This is a genomic window from Adlercreutzia sp. ZJ304 (genome assembly GCF_011039075.1).
Lineage (GTDB): Bacteria > Actinomycetota > Coriobacteriia > Coriobacteriales > Eggerthellaceae > Adlercreutzia_A.
The window spans coordinates 1-16,682 of record NZ_JAAKEG010000011.1; the positions used below are offsets into that span (position 1 = coordinate 1).

Here is a 16,682-nt window from a genome sequence, read left to right on the forward strand (position 1 = left end):
TGGTAAACACGTCTGAAATTGGAGGCAAGCAACGATGGGTTATCGCCTAGCCTGTCCGGCCAGACAGGCTAGGCGATTATTTGTCCTTGACAAGAAAACTGGTCATATGAATGTTCTACTCATATTAAAAGACCCGCATAATAAACATGCGGGTCAAAATATTAACTTGATATCTAGCACTATCCGGTATAGCGACGGAAGATCATTCCTTTTTGTACTGAAGCAACCTTCACCACATCTCCACGTTGCGGAGCGTGAATCATTTGACCACCGCCAATGTATAAACCAACATGACCGCTCTTCCAACAAATATCGCCGGGCTGCGGATTTGAAACCTGCGGATACTTCGCCATAGTGCCAGTAGTACCCAATTCACGATTATAATTCCCAGTAAGACAATAACTCACAAAACCAGAACAATCAAAAGAATCTGGTCCACCAGCGCCCCATACATATGGGCACCCTAACTTGCTATATGCACGCCCTACAGCACCACTAACAGATGCAGCCTGTGTAGCATTATTATTCACATTGCTGCCATTGTTGCTATTTCCGCCATAATGACCAGTGACTTGCTGTTGTTGTGCCGCTGCAGCAGCCGCTCTTGCTGCAGCTGCTTCACGCGCAGCTTCTTCTTGACGTATTAACTCTTGTACTTCCGCATTTAGCGAATCGTAGAGTGCTTGATGTTGTGCAACCACCGTTTCAGCCTCAGCCTTTGTGGCAGCCGCCTCTTCAGAAGCTTTCTTCGCAGCTTCTTCTTGCTGCACCAAAATAACTTTTTCTTCCTCGACCTGAGCCTTCAAGTCTTTGGTCTGCTGCACCATTTCGGCATCGTTCTCATTCATGCTATTAAGAACGCCCCAATTAGTGGTAAATGCTTGGAATGTAGTAGCACCCAATAGAAGATCGATAAATGTAGACGAACCGCTGCGGTACATACTGCGAGCACGAACGCCAAGCTGCTCTTGCAACTCGGCTATTTGGGCTGTAGCTTCATCGATACGTTTTTGCGCCTCTTCAACACGTGCCTCAGCTTCCTGCTGAGCCTCAAGCGCAGTGTAGTACGTGTCAGATGCGGCATCCAGCTTGTCCTGCATGGCATTTAAGCTGTCAAGCGCAGCAGCGGCTTCTGCTTTTTTCTCAGCTGACGTTACTGCAAACGCATCTAAAGGATTAGTTGCAATAAAACAAGATGCACCCGCTATGGCAGCGGCACCTATGAAAGTTCGTCTGCTTAGTGCGATAGAATGCTCACTCATAAGTTAGAGTCCTCCTTGATTGAGCATGTAGTATATTCGGCAAACATTCGCAATATAATATCACTATAAACGAGATTAACGGTTAAGTATCTTTTTCTCCACATTTTAGTGCCAATTAATTTACAAACACACAAACGCCGTCTATTCGATAAATTAGTCCTGAATTGCCTGCACGGTAGCCTTTTCTACAGCTATAGATTCCTCTGCAGCACGCTTCTCTAATTCCGGATCGTCGTCCATATAATGATCAAATTCATACAAAACTTCCGCGGGCGGCTCTGGTGAAAGTTTGCTAACTATGTAAATACATAGAAGCGAAACTAAGAATGCCGGCAGCAATTCATATATCCCAAAAATACCACCAAGCGGCGACAAAAGGTTATGCCAGATAAGAACCGTAGCAGTACCACCTATCATTCCAGCAATTGCACCTTGCATGGTAAGACGACGCCAATATAGCGCACATAAAGTTAGCGGACCAAACGATGCGCCAAGACCAGCCCAAGCATAGCTAACAACAAAGAAAATGACAGAATTTTCATCGGATGCAATTAGGATTCCGATGAGGAACACAACAATAAGCGTTATGCGAGCTACTATCATTACCTGCGCATCGGTAGCGTCTTTCTTTATAACCCCGCGGAAAATATTTTCCGCAACACTGGAGCCAGCGATAAGCAGATAGGACGAGCTGCTAGACATGCTGGCAGCCAAAATGCCCGACACAACAATGCCGCACATAAACGACGGAAGCATTATCTGAGATAAAACAATAAACACGTTTTCAGCCGCAGAATTTGTTGCAAACATTGTAGGTAGCGCTGCGCGCCCCACAAGACCGATGCATATAGCACAGAAAAGCGACACCACAACCCATGTAACCGCTATAACACGACTGCGCTTTATTTCGTCAGCTGAGCGAATACCCAGAAAACGCACAAGCACCTGCGGCATACCAAAATAGCCAAGTCCCCATGCCATCATAGATATGATGGAAAGCAAACCGTATTCGGCAGGCATGCCGAATACAGGCGAATCGTTATTCACTACCTGAAGCCCATTAGCATCTGTAACAGGCACCGCTATTTCCACACCAGACAGAAAACCGGGAATGCTTTGCAAAAACGCTACTACATTCTCTACTCCACCCGCCATAGTAACAGAGCCAATTAGCACAACTAACAAAGCAAAAAACATTAGGCAGCCCTGAACAAAATCGGTCGCCACAACCGAGAGATAGCCTCCAACCAGCGTATAGAGAAATACGATTATGGCACCAAGGCACATCATGGGCAGATAATCCAACCCAAATAGCGTATTAAATAGCTTTCCGCACGTAACAAAGCAGCTGCCCACATAAACACAGAAAAACACAAGGATAATAAGCGCCGCTATAGTAGACACTATGTTCTTTTCGTCGTGGAAACGATTACTATAAAAGCCCGGTAACGTTATAGCATTGCCAGCCACAACGGAATAGCGGCGAAGACGACGCGCGACCAATTTCCAATTTAGATAAGTGCCAATAGCTAAGCCAACAGCTGTCCAGCCAGCATCGGATGCACCGGTAAAATATGCCAAACCCGGCAAACCCATAAGCAGATAGCCCGACATGTCGGAAGCCTCCGCAGAAAGCGCCGTTAGCCACGGTCCCACTTTGCGACCGCCTATGAAATACTCAGACGTAGATGAATTTGAGCGCTTTGCGTATATAAAACCTATAGTGAGAACCACGATGAAATAGAGCAACATCGCGAAAAGAACCCAAAAATCTCCTTGTGTCATTTTTTATCCCCCATGTAAGATGAATGTTTAGCGATTATACTTTATCGCAGTAAAGTGTAACCAAATTTTTACCGCACCTGCCGGCGACTGAACGAAGGGAAGCATTCGATGGACATTCGAGAAATGAGCCGAAATCAAATTACAGACGAATTGGCGCACCTGAAAAGCAGTTTTGAAAAATATGCCGCAGCGGGACTTAAATTGGATATGTCACGCGGAAAGCCATGCGCAGAGCAGCTGGATTTGTCCCTTCCAATGTTGAATTTGTTGCAAACCGCAGACGATTGCATAGACGAAAATGGACTAGACTGCCGCAATTACGGCGTAATAGATGGAATCCCGGAAGCAAAGCGTCTAATGGCTTATATGTTAGATGATAAGCCGGAAAATGTTTTTGTATTCGGCAATTCCAGCCTTACGGTTATGTACGACACGATTGCACGCTGTCTCGATTTTGGATGTTTAGGAAGCCTGCCGTGGGCACAGTTACCATGCGTCAAGTTCATATGTCCAACACCGGGATACGATAGGCATTTCTCAATTTTAGAGCAGTTCGGCATAGAAATGTTGCCTGTAGCGATGCTTGAAGATGGTCCCGATATGGATGAAGTTGAAAAACTGGTTGCAACAGACGCATACATTAAAGGAATTTGGTGTGTGCCAAAATACGCCAACCCTACAGGCGCTGTATATTCAGATGAAACTGTACGCAGGTTATCTTCTATGAAATGCGCCGCAGAAGATTTCCGCATATTCTGGGATAACGCCTACTGTATACACGCACTAAGTGAAGACGCGCAGCAAAATGATGTTTTGCTGGACATAGGAGCAGCGTGTTGCGAAGCGAACAACCCAAACCGTTACTTCAAATTCGCCAGTACATCTAAGATAACATTTCCGGGCGCAGGCGTGGCAGCTATGGCTGCATCAGCAGAAAACATAGCCGAAACCAAACGTCTATGCGGTGCGCAAATGATAGGGCACGATAAATTGAATCAGCTTAGGCATGTGCGATTTTTCCCAAACAAAGATGCACTTCTAGAACACATGCAAAAACATGCCGCAATATTGAGTCCAAAGTTCGATTTGGTACAACAAAAGTTAGAAGCAGGTCTTAGCGGCAGCGGAGTAGCCAGCTGGACACAGCCGCGCGGTGGCTATTTCGTATCGTTTGACGGACTTCCCGGAACAGCAAAACGCACAGTAGAATTGGCTCGCGAAGCAGGAGTTGTACTTACAGGTGCGGGAGCAACATGGCCGCACGGCAGCGACCCTCAAGACAAAAACATTCGCATAGCGCCCACAATGCCTTCGCTAGACGATTTAAGTCAAGCGCTAGACATATTTGTGTGCTGCGCAAAAATTGCCGCCTTAGAAACCTTAATGTAAATCCAACAGTGAAACCGGGAAAGCAGAGTGAAGGCTGCGAAGCTTCTGAACGTAGCTTTCCCGGTTTCGCAACTGATGCATGCTACATCAGCAAAATCGGGGAGACGGAGTGAAGGCTGCGAAGCTTCTGAACGTAGTCTTCCCGATTTTGCACATTAGATATACGACCTACTCGTCTAGCTGGTCAGCTATTTCATCGGTTATATCTGCTGTGTGGTAAACGTTTTGCAAATCTTCAAGCTCTTCTAGCTTGTCTATAAGACGCATTACCTTCTTCGCATCGGATAGGCTTACCTCTGTAGGGTTGGTAGCTATCATGGTAAGCTCGGCACCCTTAGTTTCAACACCCGCCTCTTCCAAAGCTTTTTTCACAGCCATCAAATCGGATGGACCGGTGTATACAATCCATTCATCTTCGGCATCTTCGTAATCGTCGCCACCCGCTTCGGCTACAGCAAGCATGAATTCTTCCTCATCAGCTGCAGCGCCATTAGGTCCAATCGGGTTTTTCTTATCGCCAGTCTCAACCTCTTTTGGCACAACGATCTGACCTTTACGCTCGAACTGGAACGCAACGCTGCCCGAGGTGCCCAAGCTACCACCTGCGTGGCTAAATGTACTGCGCACATCGGCAGCTGTACGATTGCGATTGTCGGTAAGGGCTTCGCAGTACACCGCAATACCAGCAGGACCGTAACCCTCATACACAACCGTCTCGTAATTCGCAGCATCTTTGCCGGAACCAAATGCCTTATCTATTGCAGTCTTTATCTTATCCTTCGGAAGCGAATAGCCTTTCGCTTTCTCGATAGCCGCAGCCAGAGACGCATTGTTATCGGGATTAGGATCGCCGCCTTCCTTAGCCGCCACAGTTATGTTACGCGACAGTTTAGAAAACAGCGCTGAGCGCTTGGCGTCCTGCGCAGCTTTACGATGCTTGGTTGTTGCCCATTTAGAATGCCCTGACATACATCTACCTTCCGTTTTAAATCTTTAGCGGTGAAGATATTAGCACACGCAGGTGGCATATGCTCGCTTGTATTTAATTGGACGGGCTATCGGTTTCGAAAAACGAACGAGACATAAGTACATCTGATGTACGATTTCCTAAAGCCTCTTCCACATCTCGCTCATGAATCTGCACAACATGCATCACATTAGCAGGTGCAAACCGTTCGGGGCGACCATCGGCAGTACGCTTCACAGGACTTGTAAATCTATCTCCTACAGTAAAAACTGCTATATCGCCTGCTTGCAAGAATCCGTGTTCCACAACTATATCGCGCGCGGTATCAATAACATGGCTCATACCGCCTTGAACATCACCAAGAAGCGGATGTACTCCCCAATAAATCTGCATGCTTCGCACAACACGCATGTCAACAGCCACAGCATATATAGGTATGACGGGGCGTAAACTCGACATAAGTCTAGCTGACCTACCCGTCATAGTTGGACACACTAAACAACGAGCACCTATATCAAGCGCCGTTTGTACGGCTGCTGTACCTACAGCATGCGATACGCTTTTTTGCCCGTCAAAGGCGCACTTAGCAATGTGCATATTCTCGACATAATGCTCTTCGCTGGTACACGCTATTTCAGCCATGGTGCGCACAGCTTCTAGCGGATAGTTTCCTGCCGCCGTCTCGCCAGATAGCATTACACAATCTGAACCATCGTATATTGCATTGGCTACATCAGCCGCTTCCGCACGCGTCGGACGCGGCATATTCGTCATGCTTTCCAACATTTGCGTAGCAGTAATAACCGGTTTATGGGCGCAATTACAAGCATGAATTATGCTCTTTTGCAAATGGGGCACCTCTTGCGCGGGAACCTCTACACCTAAATCGCCCCTAGCAACCATTACGCCATCGGCAACTTCTATAATTTCGTGAATATTATTCACAGCATCGCGGTTTTCAATCTTTGCAATAACTCCGATGTGCATGTCGGTATTCTGGCGAATAAACGTTTTTGCCTCGCGTACAGCTTCGGCATCGCGCACAAAAGATAGCGCTACAAAATCTATTTTGTTTTCTATACCAAAAAGAATATCGCGCTTATCTTGATCGGTAATGGATGGCATCGGCAAACTTACATCCGGAACATTAAGGCTTTTGCGCTGCGCCAATATACCTGTGTTCATAACGGTACATACTATATCGCGCTGGCGCACATCAGATACCCGTAGGTTAATTTTGCCATCGTCTAGCAAAATCTTCGTACCGCGACTTACATACTTAAACAAATCAGGATACGACTGATAAACCATGTTGGCATCGCCTAGAACATCGTTATTCGTAAGTACGACTTCCGACCCTTCAACCAGCTCAACAGGCGAATTTTCAACAAGCAAACCCGTGCGTATCTCAGGACCTTTAGTATCTAGAAGAATAGCTATGGGTTTGCCAAGTTCCTCTCTAATCTGCTTAAGACTGTCTATTCGTCGCTGATGTTCTTCATGCGTTCCGTGGCTCAAATTCAATCGAGCGATATCCATACCGCCCTTTATAAGCCCCACCAACAATTTATCGTTGTCTACAGCAGGACCTAATGTGCAAATTATTTTCGTGCGCTTTTCCATAGCGCCTCGCCATCTTTAAGATTCGCGTGTCCAAAGTCCGGTTTTGCCGCCATCTTTGCGAAGAAGGCGCACGTCCATTATCTCCATACCTCGGTCTACCGCCTTACACATATCATAAATTGTAAGACAAGCGATACTTGCCGCAGTTAACGCTTCCATTTCTATGCCAGTTTTACCAGTAACCCCACAAGTAGTTGTAACGTGAATACCTACACGTCCATCTTCTCGTTGCCCAGCGCACACCGGTTCGCATTCCACCTTTGCTTTTGTAATGTTTAAAGGATGGCACATTGGAATCAAATCGCTAGTTCGTTTGGCTGCCATAACACCGCCCACACGCGCGCATGCCAAAACATCGCCCTTCGCGGCTTGCCCAGTAGTTATTAAATCGAGCGTCTCCTGATGCATAGAAATGAACCCTTCCGCCACAGCCACCCTTTCTGTATCGGGCTTAGCGGAAACATCCACCATTCGCACATCGCCTTTTTCATCTATATGCGTAAGTTGATCGGTCATTCTACCCCCCTATTGCAGACATACTGCGCTCAGTACCAACCTTGTCATGATGTTCATCTGGCTTTGCGCCTAGTGCCATCAACAATACATCGCGCACATCATCGTCGCTACCGTTGCGCAGCGCTTCGCGTATATCAAATTCATTGTCGCTAAAAAGACAAGGTCGAACTTTTCCGTCAGCAGTTATGCGCAACCTGTTGCATTCTGCGCAAAAGTGTCTCGACAGCGGGGATATAAAACCAACTGTTCCTTTTGCTCCCGGGAACTCATAATACTTCGCAGGTCCCCAACCCACCGGTTTGTCATCCGCAGGTTTAAGCGCAGGCATACCTGCCCTAGCTGCACGTTCATTAATTATTTGTAAAAGTTCATCACTGGGAATAACATCTTGCTTTCCCCAACCCACGCCATTAATACCCGTGCTATCGCTATCACCAATTGGCATAAACTCGATAAAGCGCACATGTAAAGGTCTATCCACTGAAAGTTTTGCAAACTCTAGAAAATCTTGATCTAAGCTGCGCACGGTAACAGCATTCACTTTTACGGGGTTGAAGCCAACTTCTAAAGCTGCATCTATGCCGGCAAGTGTATCTTCTAACTTCCCAACACGTGTAACAAGATGAAATTTTTCAGCATCTAAAGTATCAAGCGATATGTTCACACGGCTTAAACCAGCACGTTTCAAATCGTCAGCCATCTGGGGCAGCAGTACACCATTTGTAGTCATCGACACATTCTGAATACCATGAATGTTGGTGACAGCTTCAACAAGGCTAGTTACGCCCTTTCTTACCAAAGGCTCGCCCCCAGTTAGACGCACGCTTTTTATACCCAGCGATGCAGCCACACGTATAAGACGCTCAATTTCTTCTAATGAAAGTATATCTTCGTGACTAAGTTGACATACGCCATCTTCCGGCATGCAATAAATGCAACGAAAATTGCACCTATCAGTAAGCGAAATACGTAAATAATCTATTACGCGTCCGTGACTATCTTTCAAATCAAATCCCTAATAACTATGAATTATCTTGCAACCAAGTATATCTTATCCTTAGGTAAGTGAATCCATAGTTCATCTCCGATTTCTGGAAGATTACCACCGTCTAACGCCAATTTATTTACGCGCCAAAATAGATGCTGATGCAAATATCGCATCTCATCATCTTGGCGCATAACTACTTGCTGCGCCCGCTCGTCTCGATCGATAAATCCCAGCAATACTGAACGATCGAAACGCGAATCGCTAATGCGGTCTACTCGAACACGGTAATTATTTTCACCCGGACCGTCTGCGCTCTCTACATAAAACGCGCGAATGCCGATATATTTAACATCGCGCGGAACTATTCGTTGCGTTTCTACCGTAATACCCCATTTGGGAACCCAAACACTATAGTCGCTGCAATACTCTGCCCGCGGAGCGTTTTTACATCCCGAAAGCTTCAATGCCGCTTCCGACTTAGGATTGTTAACCAAATCGTCAGACGTATCTAGCTCTTGAATTCGACCCGCCTCAACAACAGCTATACGATCGCAAAATCGTATAGCTTCATCTATGTCGTGACTAACGTACAAAATAGTGCCCTCATAGGCATTGAATAAATCTACGAGATTTTGCTCTAACACGCCTTTCAGGTGCGCATCTAGCGCACTGAATGGCTCGTCTAGCATCAAAATGCCGGGCTTTGCCGCCAACATGCGCGCTAGCGCTACACGCTGCTGCTGACCACCTGAGAGCTGCGCGGGATAGCGCTTCTCAAAACCCGAAAGTCCAAACCGTGAAAGTTCGCGCGCTACAATACGCGCGCTTTCGTCTTTCGGTGTCTCTTTTCCAATGCCAGCTGCCACATTCTGCTCAACCGTTAAATTAGGGAACAGCATGTAATTTTGAAATAGTAGTGCAGTCTTGCGTTCTTGCGGCTTCAAGTTAATATGGTGTTGCGAATCAAAAAACACCTTATCGTTTACAACTATGCGCCCTTCATCTGGCGCTTCGATACCAGCAATGCAGCGCATTGTAAGCGATTTTCCGCAGCCACTAGCCCCCAAAAAACCAAGCGTTTCGTTTCCAGCCTGAAAATCTACATCCAACGTAAAATCGCGGAATTGCTTTTTTATACGCACTTCAAGACTCATTTACTGCCACTCTCCTGTGCGATATCGTTATGCGATATGTGCGACTTATCAGTTAATGCGCTGCTGCTCTTCGAAGAATCGTCGCTAGAACTGCGCCTACGATAACGAGTAGTGCGGTGTCCCAATAAGTTAATAATAAGTATTACAAGGAAACTGAATACTAATATTACAGCGGTCCAGAACCAAGCCACTTCCACATTTCCTCCCATCCACTCAAAGTAGATGGCAATTGGAATAGTTCGCGTTATACCAACGTAATTTCCCGCCAAGAACAGCGTAGCGCCAAATTCACCCAAAGCGCGAGCAAATGCAAGCACCGTAGCAGCAGCAATAGAACTCCAAGATAGCGGAATCATTAAGCGGAAAAATATGCGTAAATTTGACCAGCCCAATGTACGCGCAGCGTCTAGCATATTGGCATCCAAATTTTCAAACGCACCGCGACTGCTTCTATACATTAGAGGAAAAGCTACCACAGTGGCAGCTATAACCGTAGCCGGCCAGCTAAATATTAGTGGGAAACCTATGTCTATAAACCATTGACCAAGTGCGGTATTGCGCCCCAAGCACCATAGCAAAATGAAACCGCATACCGTAGGCGGCAAAACCATTGGTATAGTGAAAATGGTGTCAAAAATATCTTGAGCACGTTTCGGTATGCGCATGGTAAAGTACGCCGCTGCAAGCCCCAATACAAATATGAAAACGATAGCCACACCGGTGGTGCGCAGCGTAACCCACAAAGGCGACATATCTATTCCGGCAAGGAATTGCGTAAACGCTTCAAAGCCAGTGGCCTCTGGCACAATATTTACAGCACTAGGCGTTTTTACGCGACCAAAATCTACATGGGTTGGAAGTTGCGCGCTTTCTGGATTGGCTATACAAACATAACGCTTGCCTTCGCCAATTTCCACACCGAACAAGATTCTAAGCCCATTAAATTCGAGATCATTTTCGCTAGTAAATTGCCAATCAGAATTAGGACTTAAAACTACACCACCATTTACAGCAGAAGCATCCAAAGCGCAGAAGTATTGCTTCAACTGTTCTGTAGAAGTTTTGTCTTCAATATCGCATAGTGCGTGCACAGATTCGGGAACATAAGCCAACACAGCGTCTTCCATAGCCACAACTATAACCATATCGTCGCTAGAGCCCTGATAGTAGCTATACACCTCACCAATGCCGGGCGCTTCTCGCACAGCGCCTTTCTGAGCGCGCGAAAAATCGCCAATGGCGAATGACGAACCATTTATATACGCTGCATCTTTATCGGCGGAAACAGAAACAGCATCAGTTGTGGTTTCGTCAGCAAAAGCTATATCACACGACAGTAGCGCTGCCATAAGCAGCGCTACTATAAATTTTCTTACCATGATACGATTATTCTACTTTATAGCTATTTTGCGGCTATTTCAAAGCCCCACTCTTGCCAGATTTTTATAGCGTCCTCACTTGTGAAAGCCCAATCCAAAAATGCCTTCGTTTCGTCAGCGTATTCAGAATTAGCGCACACAGCGGCAGGATAAACAATATTCTTGTGACTATCTGCAGGAGCTACACCCACATTTTTCACATTACCAAAGCGGAATACATCGGAGCTATAAACCATAGCTAAGTCAACATCGCCCGAGTTAGCATATTGGCAAACATTACCCACAGAAGAACCCTCTGTTACTTTACCCTCTAAGGGTGTGCCATCAAATGTGCCTTCTTTGCCGGAGCAATCGGCACCTACTGTGCCATCAGCAGATATCCAGCACTGTGGATTAGTGGTAGTTAGCGACTGCTTAGCATAATTGCCCGCAGGAACATTTGCATCTCCTACAGCAAGTGTATAGTTGCCTGAAGCAATATCTTCCAAAGTTGCTGTCTCTATATCGGAATTCAAGCCAGCCACAATAACAAGGTCGTTCGTAAACATGTTAAAACGACTTGCAGGATCAATATAGCCAGAGCTTTCTGCTGTATCCATAGTAGCTTTAGAAGCGGTAATTAGAGCATCGGCATATGCGCCACCGGCAAGCATTTCATTCAGCGTGCCAGAAGCCTCATACTGAGTGTCAGCAAACTGTACACCTGTCTGCTCTGTATACAGCGATTGGACTTCATTCATAGCCTTTTCAAGTGAATTTGCAGCAAATACTTGCAGCTCTACAGAACTCTTAGACGCAGCACTGCTGCTTGCGCTGCTAGAACTAGAGCTAGCGCCACCAGCACATCCACTTAAACCTACAGCAGCCACCAATGCACACGATGCTGCTGCCGCTACAATTTTTGTAAATTTACCCTTCATTTCCCCTCCAGATTGTGTTCGATCTGATTGCCGACACTTTGTATAGCCTTATCTACTTATATCTAAATACGAGAATATTATTCTCAAATTTAGATATAAGTGATGTTAGCTTTCAAACGTATTATTGTCAACACAAATATATTCATATTTGAGATATATTGAATCGCTACTTGTTACGTAACACAAATCCAGAAAGGGATTAAACTTATTTAACTAAGAAAAGTCTTTTCCTAGAACCACAAGAATATCTTCATCAAATAAGTAAACGTCGTTGTCGGGTATTGGGGCATCCACCCCTAGTTGCTGCGCTATAAGTTCGGCATCTTGCTTGTCAGAAGTGCCTTTGTAAACGATCACAGTTTTTTCGTAATCAAACGAATCGGCATTGCGAGAATTAATCTTTCGATAACCCATCTTCTCTAAAATTTCTTGCGCCTTGGTACATGTACCATCTATACCGTTGCCGTTTCTAAGACCAATCTCTTCAGAGCGATTAGCTGCATGCACCGAATTTAGCGAATCAGCATATGCGCTTCCTCCCGCAGTAGATAAAATTGTACCGGTAAGTGGGTCGATAACCTCTTCTTCAACCGGAGGAAGACCAGCATCTACACGCGCCATCATTTCTTCCCATGCGTCTTCATCCAAAATATCCCACCATACATTGTTGACATATTCAGATGTGGCAGGTGCTTTAGCTGAATAAATACTATCCGCTGTCATACCAGACATACTTTGTGCCACGGCAATAATAGATGCTACGTCCATATCTGTTAGTACATATTCCGACATAGCTGAAATTGTATTTGCCATAGTTACAGGATCTGATGCCAGCAGCTTTTGCGCAATCGCCGACAGCACCATACGCTGGTTTGCCGCTCTATAATCGTCGCCCGAACCATAATTATCGTAGGAATGCCTGCTGCGACACAGTATAAGCGCTTGATCGCCATTAAGTGTTTGCACGCCAGCATCTAAATGACCGCCAGCCTGCGGATCGTCAATTTCTATAGGCACATCAACTTCAACGCCACCCAAAACATCTACAGCCTCTTTGAAGCCGTCGAAGTTGATTTCGGCATAATGTGCAATAGGTACCCCAGCTAGTTCAGACACAGTTTTTACAGAAAGCGCCGGACCGCCAAAAGCATGAGCCGCATTAATCTTTTGCGGACCATGACCGTCCAAATTGTCAATCTTTAAGTCGCGCGGAATAGAAACAAGTGTTATCTGCGCTTTTTTCGGATCTATACGCGCAAGCATCATAGAATCACTTCGGAAATTGGTGCCCATGTCTTTTTCGCGCTCAATCGATCCGTCTATACCCAAAAGCAATGCGTAAAACGGATCTTCTGGCTTATCTACAGTAGAAAGCATTGCCAAAAGATCGTCATCAACACCGTCCTGCAAATTCCTATTGATATTCGAAATATAGGCAAACGCAGCAGCACCTGTGCCCAAGATTAATATTAAAACTGCACTTAGCACACCTATAAGGATTTTTTTGCGCTTACGTTTTTTCCTTACAGCGGCTAACGCTTCGGAGTCGTGCCTGATAGATTGGCTAAAACGATCAGCTGTTGTGCGTGTATCTCGCTCAGAGTTTTCCCCCAAAGAAGCGCTGCGTGCTGTAGCTCTCTTATGATTTGCAGCAGATGGTCTAGTTCTGTGTCGCGGATTACTAGAACCAGACGATCTACTAGAAGTGCTCGAACTTACAGGAGGTTCGTTCAATATGTCTTTACTAAGGGAAAATGGCGCGAATTGACTCACAGACGAACTAGCCGCACCCGTATTTGATGCAGCTTTATCGTGACCGTACTCGGTGGCGGAACCGTGCTGGTGCCGCGGATTGCCTTTCCTATAAGCCATAACGTATATTTTGCCATGTATTTCGCAATTGTGCCATTTTATAGCAAAAAGAACACATTGATTAACCGCTACTATCGGTTCTGCGAATTAGCTTCCGGCAGTTCTCCGGTATCAAGCAACTTCAAAAACTGCGATTCATCAAGCACAGGAATTCCAAGCTTAATGGCTTTATCGTATTTAGAACCAGCCGAATCGCCCGCTATTACATAGCTAGTTTTTTTCGACACGCTATTAGATACTTTTGCGCCCATAGCACGCAACTTATCACCCGCCTCTTCGCGTGTCATACCCGAACTAGACAAGCTACCCGTAAGAACAAAGGTTAATCCCACCAGTGTCTGCTCTACATCTTCAGCAAATTCTTGCCTATCAAGAGCCATCGTAACACCTGAGGCACGCAAGCGTTCTATGACAGAAACATTGTCTGGGGTATGCATGAACGTATATATGCTTTCTGCAACTTTATCGCCTATACCACTCACGCGGCTTAGCTGTTCAATGGACGCATTCATAATTGCTTCTATAGAAGGAAATTCCTGAACCAAAAGTTCCGCTGTATTTTTTCCCACGTGTCTAATCCCTAGACCATTAACCACTCGCCCGAAAGAGCGCGACTTTGACGCCTCTATGGCAGCCACCAACTTTGCAGCCACCGTATGCCCTAGCCGTATATGAAAACCTTCTGAATTGGCACGGCTAGTTTCTACCAAAGCCAGCTCATCTTCACTAAGTGAATAATAGTCAGCCACGTCATTTAAGCGACCTATTTCAACCAAACGCTTGATTATTTCAGTGCCAGCCCCATCTATATCCATAGCTTGACGACTAGCCCAATGGTGCAAACGCTCTAAAGCCTGAGCCGGACAGTCTATGGATACGCAGCGCAGAGCCACTTCATCGCGCTCAGTAACAACTGGACTTCCGCAACTTGGACATGTTTTTGGAGGCTGCCAAACACTTGCACCTTCAGGGCGAAGCGAAAGCACTGGTCCTAGAACTTCGGGAATAACGTCGCCTGCCTTGCGCACTATTACAGTATCGCCTATTCTCACATCTTTGCGATGCACTTCATCGGCATTATGTAGCGTAGCCCGAGACACCGTACTTCCCGCCACAACAACCGGATCCAATTCAGCCACGGGAGTTAGCGCCCCTGTGCGCCCAACTTGTACAGTGATATCCCGCAAAATGGTAGTTTTTTCCTCTGGCGGAAACTTGAAAGCGATAGCCCACTTTGGTGCCCTAGATGTAAAACCCAATTCCGCCTGCTGCGCAAAGGAATTCACCTTAACCACAACGCCGTCTATTTCATATGGAAGAGTCTCGCGCTTTTCAAGCGATTCCTCGCAAAATTTATGCATCTCTTTAAGAGATTTCACCAACGCCACATCAGGATTTACATGGAAACCGGCACTTTTTAACCACTGTAATAGCTCCCACTGTCCACTGGCATTCAGCGAGCTTTCATCAGCTACTGCATACATATAAGTAGAAAGATTTCTGCTAGCCGTTACGTGCGGATCTTTTTGTCGAAGCGAACCAGCCGCAGCGTTTCTGGGATTTGCAAATTGCTGCTTGCCCTCGCGATCTGCTGCAGCATTTAGCGCATCAAAACTTTTCTTAGGCATATATACTTCACCGCGCAATTCTATAGAATTCTCCGGCGAAGAAATACCTTGCAAGCTTTCTTCGCGCAAGCGCAACGGCACATCCGCTACCGTGCGCATGTTTGCAGTAACATCCTCGCCAACCGTTCCATCACCACGAGTAGCCGCGCGTATAAGCGCACCTGCATCATATGTCAAAGCAATAGAGGAACCATCTATTTTCAATTCCAAGCACAGTTCGGGGAAATGACCTAATTCTTCTTGAACATTTGAAATCCACCCGTCAAGCTCATCTAAGTCCATCGCATTATCTAGCGAATACATGCGCTTCTCGTGCGTAACAGGCATAAATTGTTCACCAACATAGCCACCTATACGCTGAGTTGGACTTGTAGGGTCTACAAGTTCGGGGTGTTGCTGCTCTAGTTCTTTGAGTTGACGCATAAGTGAATCGAACGCAGCATCAGATATCTCTGGTGCATCAAGAGCGTAATACTGATAAGAATGATGCTCAATTTCTCGCCTAAGCGCCTCTATGCGTTCTTTTGCAGATAGCGCTATTTCATCTTCGCGAAAAAGCTGGCCTTGTTCTTGCATATTCTAAGGACTCTCCTTCTACGGTAGATAAGTGTTTTCCATGTTAACAGTTATTCTTTTTTGCCGACCAAGTCTTTTCTTACGCAAATAAATGTATATAATCATAGGAGTTGCTGGCTAGCTAACAAGCCGGTTAAGGTTTAATTAAGTTGAAAAGGAGCTTTTTCATGAATGAGGGCTTGAATCTGCCGCGCTTGCAGAGCCTGAACGACTGGATGATCACCAAAGACGATATCAGCAGCATGTCTGAGTCGCAGTTGATTGATGTTGTGAAGGATCAAAAGGTAAAAGTTATGATCACTGATGGTCAGGTTTCTACCGTTCTTATTTCACCCGATCTTTACAACACATTTGTAAGCACTGTTGAGAAATTGGCTGCCTCTGGCGGAGCATCCATCTAGGTTTATCAACGATGGCTAAAAGACCCGCTGAAAAGCGGGTCTTTTTTTATTCATAGCTATATTATTAACTTTGGCATATAGGCAGAAAAGTGTGTAAGAATTCATGCTGTTTTCCCTGTTCAGATACCAAATAGATGCCTCTGAAGTCGATGCCACTCGACTTTCATATAGGCAAAAGTGCGCCTAATTCTCACTTGATATGTCTGTCCATAACTGACTTTT

General features: G+C 45.8%; 13 protein-coding genes. 2 read left to right on the plus strand and 11 right to left on the minus strand.

The annotated features are described in order from the left end of the window. Nucleotides 1-179 precede the first annotated feature (179 nt). Together G7Y46_RS06880 and G7Y46_RS06885 are read right to left on the minus strand one after the other, a co-directional pair. Nucleotides 180-1,262 carry a C40 family peptidase gene (locus G7Y46_RS06880; RefSeq protein ID WP_165062765.1) on the minus strand — a complete coding sequence of 361 codons (1,083 nt, stop codon included), beginning with the start codon at nucleotides 1,260-1,262 and terminating at the stop codon, nucleotides 180-182. Between the two features lie 153 nt (nucleotides 1,263-1,415). Then, nucleotides 1,416-3,047 carry a sodium/proline symporter gene (locus tag G7Y46_RS06885; protein ID WP_165253523.1) on the minus strand — a complete coding sequence of 544 codons (1,632 nt, stop codon included), beginning with the start codon at nucleotides 3,045-3,047 and terminating at the stop codon, nucleotides 1,416-1,418. A 108-nt stretch (nucleotides 3,048-3,155) separates the two neighbouring features. Here G7Y46_RS06885 and G7Y46_RS06890 point away from each other — a divergent pair, with 108 nt between their 5' ends. Next, entirely contained in the window at nucleotides 3,156-4,436 is a 1,281-nt protein-coding gene (locus tag G7Y46_RS06890) for an aminotransferase class I/II-fold pyridoxal phosphate-dependent enzyme (RefSeq protein WP_165253525.1), read from the plus strand. A gap of 168 nt (nucleotides 4,437-4,604) precedes the next feature. Here G7Y46_RS06890 and G7Y46_RS06895 read toward each other — a convergent pair whose 3' ends face one another. The 9 genes from G7Y46_RS06895 to ligA form a co-directional block, all read right to left on the minus strand. Next, nucleotides 4,605-5,405, minus strand: a complete 801-nt coding sequence (locus G7Y46_RS06895; protein ID WP_165062768.1) for a YebC/PmpR family DNA-binding transcriptional regulator — start codon at nucleotides 5,403-5,405, stop codon at nucleotides 4,605-4,607. Nucleotides 5,406-5,478: 73 nt separating this feature from the next. Continuing rightward, complete coding sequence (gene pyk / locus G7Y46_RS06900; protein ID WP_165253527.1) at nucleotides 5,479-7,026, minus strand: pyruvate kinase; 1,548 nt, start codon at nucleotides 7,024-7,026, stop codon at nucleotides 5,479-5,481. 15 nt (nucleotides 7,027-7,041) lie between these two features. After that, nucleotides 7,042-7,542: a cyclic pyranopterin monophosphate synthase MoaC gene (gene moaC, locus G7Y46_RS06905; RefSeq protein WP_165062770.1), complete on the minus strand. Its 501-nt coding sequence runs from the start codon at nucleotides 7,540-7,542 to the stop codon at nucleotides 7,042-7,044. Between the two features lies 1 nt (nucleotide 7,543). After that, nucleotides 7,544-8,548: a GTP 3',8-cyclase MoaA gene (gene moaA, locus G7Y46_RS06910; RefSeq protein WP_165253529.1), complete on the minus strand. Its 1,005-nt coding sequence runs from the start codon at nucleotides 8,546-8,548 to the stop codon at nucleotides 7,544-7,546. Between the two features lie 23 nt (nucleotides 8,549-8,571). Beyond that, the gene (locus G7Y46_RS06915; protein ID WP_165253531.1) at nucleotides 8,572-9,684 is read right to left on the minus strand and encodes an ATP-binding cassette domain-containing protein; all 1,113 of its coding nucleotides are present in this window, start codon (nucleotides 9,682-9,684) and stop codon (nucleotides 8,572-8,574) included. Then, nucleotides 9,681-11,063, minus strand: coding sequence for a molybdate ABC transporter permease subunit (gene modB, locus G7Y46_RS06920; protein WP_165253543.1), 1,383 nt, complete (start codon nucleotides 11,061-11,063; stop codon nucleotides 9,681-9,683). Before modB ends, G7Y46_RS06915 begins: the two co-directional genes overlap by 4 nt. 23 nt (nucleotides 11,064-11,086) lie before the next feature. Continuing rightward, on the minus strand, nucleotides 11,087-11,983 hold the full coding sequence (locus tag G7Y46_RS06925; protein ID WP_165253545.1) for an extracellular solute-binding protein: 897 nt from the start codon (nucleotides 11,981-11,983) through the stop codon (nucleotides 11,087-11,089). A gap of 213 nt (nucleotides 11,984-12,196) precedes the next feature. Then, entirely contained in the window at nucleotides 12,197-13,855 is a 1,659-nt protein-coding gene (locus G7Y46_RS06930) for an LCP family protein (RefSeq protein WP_165253547.1), read from the minus strand. Between the two features lie 71 nt (nucleotides 13,856-13,926). Continuing rightward, nucleotides 13,927-16,059 (minus strand): NAD-dependent DNA ligase LigA, encoded by a 2,133-nt coding sequence (gene ligA / locus G7Y46_RS06935; protein ID WP_165253549.1) that lies wholly within the window; start codon nucleotides 16,057-16,059, stop codon nucleotides 13,927-13,929. A gap of 167 nt (nucleotides 16,060-16,226) precedes the next feature. On the opposite strand from ligA, the gene G7Y46_RS06940 reads away from it, so the two are divergent. After that, nucleotides 16,227-16,460: a hypothetical protein gene (locus G7Y46_RS06940; RefSeq protein WP_165062777.1), complete on the plus strand. Its 234-nt coding sequence runs from the start codon at nucleotides 16,227-16,229 to the stop codon at nucleotides 16,458-16,460. Nucleotides 16,461-16,682: the final 222 nt, after the last annotated feature.

What these genes read in the sequence shown, in the direction of transcription:
- moaC (WP_165062770.1), bottom strand. Translation starts at nt 7,542, where the DNA reads ATGACCGATCAACTTACGCATATAGATGAAAAAGGCGATGTGCGAATG.
- G7Y46_RS06885 (WP_165253523.1), bottom strand. Translation starts at nt 3,047, where the DNA reads ATGACACAAGGAGATTTTTGGGTTCTTTTCGCGATGTTGCTCTATTTC.
- modB (WP_165253543.1), bottom strand. Translation starts at nt 11,063, where the DNA reads ATGGTAAGAAAATTTATAGTAGCGCTGCTTATGGCAGCGCTACTGTCG.
- G7Y46_RS06930 (WP_165253547.1), bottom strand. Translation starts at nt 13,855, where the DNA reads ATGGCTTATAGGAAAGGCAATCCGCGGCACCAGCACGGTTCCGCCACC.
- G7Y46_RS06915 (WP_165253531.1), bottom strand. Translation starts at nt 9,684, where the DNA reads ATGAGTCTTGAAGTGCGTATAAAAAAGCAATTCCGCGATTTTACGTTG.
- ligA (WP_165253549.1), bottom strand. Translation starts at nt 16,059, where the DNA reads ATGCAAGAACAAGGCCAGCTTTTTCGCGAAGATGAAATAGCGCTATCT.
- G7Y46_RS06895 (WP_165062768.1), bottom strand. Translation starts at nt 5,405, where the DNA reads ATGTCAGGGCATTCTAAATGGGCAACAACCAAGCATCGTAAAGCTGCG.
- pyk (WP_165253527.1), bottom strand. Translation starts at nt 7,026, where the DNA reads ATGGAAAAGCGCACGAAAATAATTTGCACATTAGGTCCTGCTGTAGAC.
- G7Y46_RS06925 (WP_165253545.1), bottom strand. Translation starts at nt 11,983, where the DNA reads ATGAAGGGTAAATTTACAAAAATTGTAGCGGCAGCAGCATCGTGTGCA.
- G7Y46_RS06940 (WP_165062777.1), top strand. Translation starts at nt 16,227, where the DNA reads ATGAATGAGGGCTTGAATCTGCCGCGCTTGCAGAGCCTGAACGACTGG.
- G7Y46_RS06880 (WP_165062765.1), bottom strand. Translation starts at nt 1,262, where the DNA reads ATGAGTGAGCATTCTATCGCACTAAGCAGACGAACTTTCATAGGTGCC.
- G7Y46_RS06890 (WP_165253525.1), top strand. Translation starts at nt 3,156, where the DNA reads ATGGACATTCGAGAAATGAGCCGAAATCAAATTACAGACGAATTGGCG.